This window comes from Neorhizobium phenanthreniclasticum, from assembly GCF_040066075.1.
GTDB lineage: Bacteria > Pseudomonadota > Alphaproteobacteria > Rhizobiales > Rhizobiaceae > Neorhizobium > Neorhizobium petrolearium.
On sequence record NZ_JBEAAL010000042.1, the window covers coordinates 21,100 to 28,591 of the forward strand.

7 protein-coding genes, 1 tRNA gene and 2 pseudogenes are annotated in these 7,492 nt (G+C 60.3%); 5 read left to right on the forward strand and 5 right to left on the reverse strand.

The window, feature by feature from the left end; genetic code table 11:
• Nucleotides 1-29 precede the first annotated feature (29 nt).
• Nucleotides 30-1,028, forward strand: a complete 999-nt coding sequence (locus tag ABK249_RS31205; protein ID WP_227702631.1) for an alpha/beta hydrolase — start codon at nt 30-32, stop codon at nt 1,026-1,028.
• Here ABK249_RS31205 and ilvA read toward each other — a convergent pair.
• Entirely contained in the window at nt 1,021-2,235 is a 1,215-nt protein-coding gene (gene ilvA, locus ABK249_RS31210) for a threonine ammonia-lyase (RefSeq protein WP_265105788.1), read from the reverse strand. The two genes, ABK249_RS31205 and ilvA, sit on opposite strands and share 8 nt — an antisense overlap.
• Nucleotides 2,236-2,373: 138 nt before the next feature.
• On the opposite strand from ilvA, the gene ABK249_RS31215 reads away from it, so the two are divergent.
• Entirely contained in the window at nt 2,374-3,825 is a 1,452-nt protein-coding gene (locus ABK249_RS31215) for a TrkH family potassium uptake protein (RefSeq protein ID WP_227702629.1), read from the forward strand.
• On the opposite strand, the gene ABK249_RS31220 is transcribed toward ABK249_RS31215, so the two are convergent.
• Both ABK249_RS31220 and ABK249_RS31225 read right to left on the reverse strand, forming a co-directional pair.
• Entirely contained in the window at nt 3,822-4,469 is a 648-nt protein-coding gene (locus ABK249_RS31220) for a metallophosphoesterase family protein (RefSeq protein ID WP_037146231.1), read from the reverse strand. The two genes, ABK249_RS31215 and ABK249_RS31220, sit on opposite strands and share 4 nt — an antisense overlap.
• A 58-nt stretch (nt 4,470-4,527) precedes the next feature.
• Nucleotides 4,528-4,612, reverse strand: a tRNA-Leu gene (locus ABK249_RS31225).
• 194 nt (nt 4,613-4,806) lie between these two features.
• Here ABK249_RS31225 and ABK249_RS31230 point away from each other — a divergent pair.
• Nucleotides 4,807-4,962 carry a hypothetical protein gene (locus ABK249_RS31230; protein ID WP_227702628.1) on the forward strand — a complete coding sequence of 52 codons (156 nt, stop codon included), beginning with the start codon at nt 4,807-4,809 and terminating at the stop codon, nt 4,960-4,962.
• A gap of 108 nt (nt 4,963-5,070) precedes the next feature.
• Nucleotides 5,071-5,275 (forward strand): annotated as a pseudogene (locus ABK249_RS31235) (hypothetical protein); the annotation flags it as partial.
• Nucleotides 5,276-5,412: 137 nt separating this feature from the next.
• On the opposite strand, the gene ABK249_RS31240 reads toward ABK249_RS31235, so the two are convergent.
• Nucleotides 5,413-5,916 (reverse strand): hypothetical protein, encoded by a 504-nt coding sequence (locus ABK249_RS31240; protein WP_227702627.1) that lies wholly within the window; start codon nt 5,914-5,916, stop codon nt 5,413-5,415.
• Nucleotides 5,917-6,671: 755 nt separating this feature from the next.
• On the opposite strand from ABK249_RS31240, the pseudogene ABK249_RS31245 reads away from it, so the two are divergent.
• A pseudogene (locus ABK249_RS31245) lies at nt 6,672-6,788 on the forward strand (IS630 family transposase); the annotation flags it as partial.
• Between the two features lie 332 nt (nt 6,789-7,120).
• On the opposite strand, the gene ABK249_RS31250 reads toward ABK249_RS31245, so the two are convergent.
• On the reverse strand, nt 7,121-7,273 hold the full coding sequence (locus ABK249_RS31250) for a hypothetical protein (RefSeq protein WP_227702626.1): 153 nt from the start codon (nt 7,271-7,273) through the stop codon (nt 7,121-7,123).
• Between the last annotated feature and the right edge of the window lie 219 nt (nt 7,274-7,492).

Here is a 7,492-nt window from a genome sequence, read left to right on the forward strand (position 1 = left end):
TCATCCCTCCTGTTCGGAGGGAGTGCCGGATGCGGAAAAGTTTTCTGTCATGGCGGGCGATCATCATGGTCACGATGGTCCTCATCACCGCCTTCGGAGTAATGCTGATGGCCGGACCACGCCTGCCTGCCGGCGGTTTTCCCGCTTTCGACAAAGCCCGCCTCGGCACCGACATGGATGCCTATCTCGCGACAGCCGAAGGCCGCTTTTCCGACATTCGGCCGGGTGCTGCCAGACATATCGTCTGGGCTGATCCGGCGACGAAGGCCAGGACGCCCTTCGCGATCATCTATATCCATGGCTTTTCGGCATCGGCCGAAGAGGTGCGGCCCCTGCCCGACCGCGTCGCGTCCGCTCTCGGTGCCAATCTCTATTTCGCAAGGCTTGCCGGTCATGGACGCACCGCCCAGGCCATGGGCGAAGCGACGCTGGAAGACTGGATGGCCGACTTTTCCGAAGCGCTCGCGATCGGCGAGGCGCTGGGCGACAGGGTGATCGTCATGGCCACCTCGACCGGCGCCTCGCTTGCGACGCTCGCGCTCGCCGATCCGCAGATCGCCTCCCGCGTCTCCGCAGCCGTTTTTCTTTCACCCAACTACGGCATCAACAGTTTTGGCGCCTTCCTGCTGGCGACGCCGGTCGCACCGCAACTCTCCCGGCTGCTGCTCGGCTCCACCCGCAGCTTCACGCCCTATAACGAACGCCACGCGGCAAACTGGACCACGGAATATCCGACGGTGGCGCTCCTGCCCATGGCGGGGCTGGTGAAGCTCTCCGTGGAAAGCCCGATCGAGCGGATCGGGACGCCGGCCCTTTTCCTCTATTCGGCGCGCGATCAGATCGTCCGGCCGGACAAGGTGCGCGCGATCGCCGGCCGCTGGGGCGGGCCGCACGAGATCGTCGATGTCGGCACGACCGGCGATCCGATGAATCACGTCATCGCCGGCGACATCATTTCACCGGCAACGACCGGGCCGCTCGCCGACAAAATCACCGCCTGGCTGAAGAAGACGCTCGGCGTCAGATGATCAGGCTCGCGAGGATGTCGTTCTCGGTAATGTCCTGATAGCCCATGCCGGCCGCCTCGAATCGCTCGATCAGCGCGGCGAAATTCTCCGGCCGCCTCGTCTCGATACCGATCAGGATGGAACCGAAATTGCGGGCGGATTTCTTGAGGTATTCGAAGCGGGCGATATCGTCTTCGGGGCCGAGCAGGTTCAGGAAGTCGCGAAGCGCGCCGGGGCGCTGGGCGAGCCGCAGGATGAAATATTTCTTGACGCCGGAATGGCGCATCGCGCGCTCTTTGACATCCGGCAGGCGCTCGAAATCGAAATTGCCGCCCGAGACGACGCAGACGACCGTCTTGCCGGCCAGCCTTTCGGGCCCAAGCGCCTGAAGCGCCGTGATCGACAGGGCGCCGGCCGGCTCCAGCACGACGCCCTCGACATTCAGCATATCGATGATCGTCACGCAGATGGCGTTCTCGGCCAAAAGGAGGACCTGGTCCGGCGAAAAGTGCTTCAGCGCCTCGAAATTCAGGTCGCCGATACGCGCCACCGCCGCGCCGTCGACGAAATTGTCCAGCTTTGCCAGGGTGATTGGCTCACCGGCTTCCAGGCTTTTCTTCAGGCTGGGCGCGCCTGCGGGTTCGGTGAAGACGAAGTTCTCCCGCGCCACCACACCGTCGAGGTAACCGGTCATGCCTGAAGAGAGTCCGCCACCGCCAACGGGCATGATGACGAGATCAGGCCGGACACCCGCGGGCAGTTGCCCGACGATTTCGGCCGCCACCGTCGCCTGGCCCTCGATGATGTCGGGATCGTCGAAGGGCGGCACCATGACGCCGCCGATCTCCTCCACATGAGCGCGGGCGGCCGCATAGCACTGATCGAAGATGTCGCCGATCAGCCTTATGGTGATGAACTCGCCGCCGAACATGCGCGTCTTGTCGATCTTCTGCTGCGGTGTCGTCACCGGCATGAAGACCACGCCCGGCACCTCGAAATAGCGGCAGACGAAGGCAAAACCCTGGGCATGGTTGCCGGCCGAAGCGCAGACGAATGTCTTGCCTTGCGCGCTGGCGGTGATCGCCTTGCGGAAAAAATTGAACGCGCCGCGAATTTTGTAGGAGCGGACGGGAGACAGATCCTCGCGTTTCAGCCAGATCTCGGCGCCATAACGCCGGCTCAAATGCTCATTCAACTGCAGCGGCGTTTCGGGAAAAATCGCCCGCATTGCAGTTCTCGCGTCGTCCACACCTGCCTTCGTCACGATAAACCGTCCATTGAAATCTCAAATCGGTCCCGCTATGCCATAAGCACTCGGTCCAGACAAAGCTTCTTTCTGTTGCCGCCAACCTGGGACAACCTATTCTTGAACGCCAGTCTTCTCCGGTCCACTATCTATATCTCGGCGCTCTGCGGCCTCTATCTTTCCGTCGCGATGTTCCTGCCGGCGATTGTCGACCTTTACAACGGCCACGACGACTGGCAGGTCTTTGCCATGTCCGGTGTCATGGTGGGCGGCTTTTGCGCGGCGGCAGCGCTGGCGACGCGCGGCCCTCCGCCGGTCTTCAACAAGCGCTTCGGCTTTCTGCTGGTCAACGTCCTGTGGCTGGTATTCTCGATTGTCGGCGCAATCCCGCTTTTTCTCGCCGAATACAACCTCTCCTTCGCGCAGGCGCTGTTCGAATCGATATCGGGAATCACCACCACGGGCTCGACGGTGATCGTCGGGCTTGACGACCTGCCGCCGGGCATCCTGCTCTGGCGCTCTCTGCTCTGCTGGCTCGGCGGCATCGGCATCGTGGCACTCGGCCTTTTCGTGCTGCCCTTCCTGAAAGTCGGCGGCATGTCGATCTTCAAGCTCGAATCGTCGGAAACCGACAAGCCTTTCGCGCGCCTAGCGAGTTTCACCCGCGCCTTCCTTGCCGTCTATGTGGCTCTCACCATCGCCTGCGCGATCGCCTACGACCTTGCCGGAATGAGCCATTTCGACGCGGTCAACCACGCCATGACCACGATCGCGACGGCCGGCTTCTCGACCCATGACGCCTCGTTCGCCTTTTTCGACAGCAACACGATCCTGGTGATCGGCGCGATCTTCCTTGCAATTTGCAGCCTGCCTTTTTCGGTGCTCATCCTGCTTGCGGTCAGGAACCGGCTTGATGCCGCGCGCGATCCGCAGATCCTCGTCTTCCTGGGCTATCTTTGCGGCATCTCGATCGCTCTTGCCGTCTATCAGCACCTGAGGAACGGCGTGGAGATGAGCAATGCACTCATTCACGCATTCTTCAACATGACGTCGATCGTTTCGACAGGCGGCTTTGCGAGCGACGATTACACGCAATGGGGACCGTTCGCCGTGCTGCTCGCCTTCTTCGCGACCTTCGCCGGCGGCTGCTCCGGTTCGACGGCCGGCGGCATAAAGGCCTATCGTTTCGTGGTAATATTCAATGTCGTCCGCGCCGGGCTCAGCCGTCTCGTCTATCCGAACGCGATGTACACCGTGCGCTATGGCCGCGTGACGGTGGATGCCGAGACCCAGCGCGGCGTCTTCCTGTTCGTCAGCCTCTACATCTTCCTGTGGGTGGTCGGCAGCATCGGCATGACGCTGTTCGGCTACGATATCCTGACAGCCACCTCGTCGGTCATTACCGCGCTCTCGAATGTCGGCCCCGGCATCGGCCCGATCATCGGCCCGGCCGGCAATTTTTCCACGATCAGCGATCCTGCCCTCTGTCTCCTTTCCCTGATGATGCTGCTCGGGCGTCTCGAAGTCCTGACCGTGCTCGTGCTGCTGACGCCGGTCTTCTGGCGGCATTAGGCCGGAACGCGCAGGAAACGGACCGGGCCGCCGGGCCGGTCGTCATCGAAGACCGCGCAGGAAAGCGCGCCGCCGAAGACGCAACCGCTGTCGATATTGGTGCGGTTGCCGACCGTCCTCGGATTGCCGGAAAAGGGCGTATGGCCGTGGCAGACATGCCTTCCCCAGAAATCCGCCGTATAGTCCTCGGGAAACCGTTTCCAGAGCAGATCATGCTCCCGCTGCCGGTCAAGCGGCAGGGTTTCATCGACGCCCGCATGCACGAAAATGCGGTGATCATCGACATGGATCGCCGGCAGGGCCGCGCACCATTTTACCACGCCATCCGGCACGGTGCCGCCAAAGGAGGCCAGCGTTTGATAACCCCCGTTTTCAACCCAGATTGCCATCTGCCGACCGCCATACCGGCAGGCGCGGACCATCATGTCCTCATGATTGCCCTTGAGGGTCGTCCAGCGCCAGCCTTCCTTGCGGGGGCCTGCCATGAGGAGATCGAGCACGCCCCGGCTGTGCGGACCACGGTCGATGTAGTCGCCGACAAACACGACGTGGCCCGAAGCCTCCTGCTCCTCCACGTGGCCGAGCATGTCCACAAGCTCCCGCAGGCAGCCGTGGATATCGCCGATGGCAAAGGTAAAACCCAAGGCATTTTTCCCTGACGAGGTTCATCAAAAGGAATTCTAACAGAAACCGCGATGAACGTGGTGCGGACGACGGGGATCGAACCCGTATGACCGAAGTCGAGGGATTTTAAGTCCCTTGCGTCTACCAGTTTCGCCACGTCCGCGCCGCCGCTTTTTCAACGTCTTAGGCGAAAAAAGCAAGAGCATGTTTTGCAGTTGATCCCTCGCGTTTTGCAAATGCCTGTTCTCTCGGCGTTCTCGCCCTATCATCTATCGGATGATAGAGATCCCTCCCCCAGCCGTTTCTCCGGGAAACGAAAACCGCCACCTATTCTGCCAGATGGCGGTCGAACTGCCATTGCAGGATCTCATAGAAAGCGCGGTCAAGGTGGGCTGGGATGATAAGGAAGTGCTGGCGTCCATCATCGAGGTCGCGGACAATCTCATGCTGGCGGCCGGCGCCAATGCGGAGGTGGAAGCGCTGTTGCAAGGGCTGAAGCGGAAGCTGGAATAGTGGTGAAAAGGAGATCCTTTCGGCCCGTCTATTTACATAACATCCACAGGTCGCCTGCCTATATGGGACACGCCTTGACTATTCCGGCGACGATGGCAGGTTGCACGTATGACCCCTGCCCGCTTTTCAGAGTGCCTGCTGCACATTCGCTGGACGCCGATCAACATTGCGTCGGCGCTGCAATGTGAGCTGTCATGGATCGAGGCAATGGAGGCTGGCAACGAGGAAGTGCCGGCTGGCCTTGCTGCGTGGCTTGAGACCACTGGCACAAGCGCACGAGGCTCTGCCACCACCGACGACATACCACGCCAGACCGGAACATAGCCCCTCTTCTGCAGTTCGACATTCAGGATACGCGCGTGGCGAAGTGATCTCTCCGCAGATCCCCGTTGATGAACCGCAGCGATCCGGAAGCCCCGCTTGAGCTCCACTCGGCGGGGCTTTTCTTCCTCAGCTCCGCCGCAGATCAAGCTCGGTGGTGACAATCGACCTCCCCGATGACAGGTCCTTATCGATCGTCCGGATGCGAAGCCTGTCGGCGCCGACTTTCTCGATCGTCATCCTTGCGGCCCGGTCACCGTAGATCTCGTTCGCCCAGGTCACATCAAGATCGATCGTATCGCCGGCTCGGCTCCCCGCCAGGGAAGACGGCTTACCCGAGACGCCGACATACGTTCCTGAATACGATCCACCGCCCGCCTTCACCTTCGCCTTGAACGTGCGTGTCACAACGACCATGGCTCGGCAACTGCCGTCCATGGAAAAGCTCTCCGCTTCCGCTGCGGACTGCATGCGGCAGGAGACGTTGACGTTGTCCCCGCCGAGCTTCGTCAGGACCTTTCCGCCACCGGTCCACTGTCCCTCGATCGACTTGAGAAAATCCTCTTCGGACGCGAACGCTCCGGAGGAAAGCAATGATGCCGCTATCAGAGCAGCAAAAGGCAAAACGCGCATCGGTCTCATCCTTTTTGTTGTTGAAGCAGAACCGATGTCTTCGATGCTTTGTTCCGACTGACATCCCCCCTTCCAATTACCCGCCCCTCCGGTCGCTTCGGCGAGCTTTTCTTTTCCAGCATTGCGATTGACCCGCGAAAACCATACCTAGAGGTCATGGCGGCGCCCTATGGAAAAACAGCGGAATTGCTATGGCTTGGATAATTGGCGCTGTGGCCGTCATCACGACGTTCTGGTTTTCCCGCAAGGCCGGGGCCGTCGTACTCGGCATACTCGCAGCCATTTATGTCGGGCTGTTTTTCACCGCTGAGCGGGGAGACCATCAGGTACAATCGAACCGACCCGTCTCAATCGTGGCCGGCCCCGACCCACAGCGATGCCCGGACCCAAGCACTCCGGTCGCCGTCACGTTCACAAACAATACAGATAGAGCTTTGCAGGAGATATCCTTCAGCCTCATTGCCAGGCAGAGCGGACATAGCTCGACAATCTACAGGGCTTATCATCGGAGCAATAAGATCGTTGCGCCTGGCGAAAGCTTCTCGACCTGCTACGGGCTAAATCCTCTCTCTTTTTCCAATCGTACGATCCAATACAATGCTCGCGAACTGGATTGGTTCGCGGAAATCTCCCTTACGCGATTTGTGAGCCAGTGATCGCGGAAATCCCGTGTCACTCCCCCTCCAATTACTCCCCTCGGAAGCCAACAGGGTGCATCTCCCACCTAACTGGTTGATATTCGCTATAGTAGTGGTCGCATGGGCCGCCGCGGCACGCGTCCTATTCAACCCGCTGACCAGCGCTATGAAAGTGCGCATCTGTTCGGCGCCATCTGTCCCGCGCGGGGAACGGGAGCGGCACTGGCGATGCCCTTAGCCGACATCCTCGATGCAAAATCCAAGGACAACAGCCTCGAGAACTGCGCCGCAGTTTGCATCAAGTGCCACAAGATCAAGACTGCCAAGCACGACATCCCGACCGCCGCGAAGACGGTTCGCCAGCAGGACAAGGCGGGTAACATCAAGACTTCTCACGCCAACCCAATCCGCGGCGCCGGCTTCCCCAAATCAGAAAAAGCAGCCTATCGGCGGCCGAAACTGTCCCTGCCATACAGGCCGCTCTATCGCGAGGACCAGCAATGATTCCCTTTTTCCATAGTCTGGACATTTCCTCCGGGCGGGGCCTTACCCAGCCGAGACTTCAATCAGCGTTTCGCTGGTTTCCCCTCTTGGGGCTCAGTCGATGCATCAACGGCCGCGTCGTCACCTGGGTGGTTCTTGTCCTTGCCGGGATTTTGATACGGCTGTTGCTCAGGCTTCGGTTTCGCCTTTTCGTCATCTTTTGCAGTGTTCGGCATTTGCGCGCTCCTTGTCGCGGATCGCGACGATCACTCAATCCCCCAGTCTATAGTTCGTTCCTTATGCTTGCTATGACGGAGGGATCGGCAGAATGAGCGACCTTCTCATGAAACGCCGCGTCGTCTTCTCGGAATGCGGCCTTTACCGATACCTGCTTGAGCACGATTTTGGCGGCACCGGTCCGGTGATCTCACTTGGGATGGTCAATCCGTCCAAGG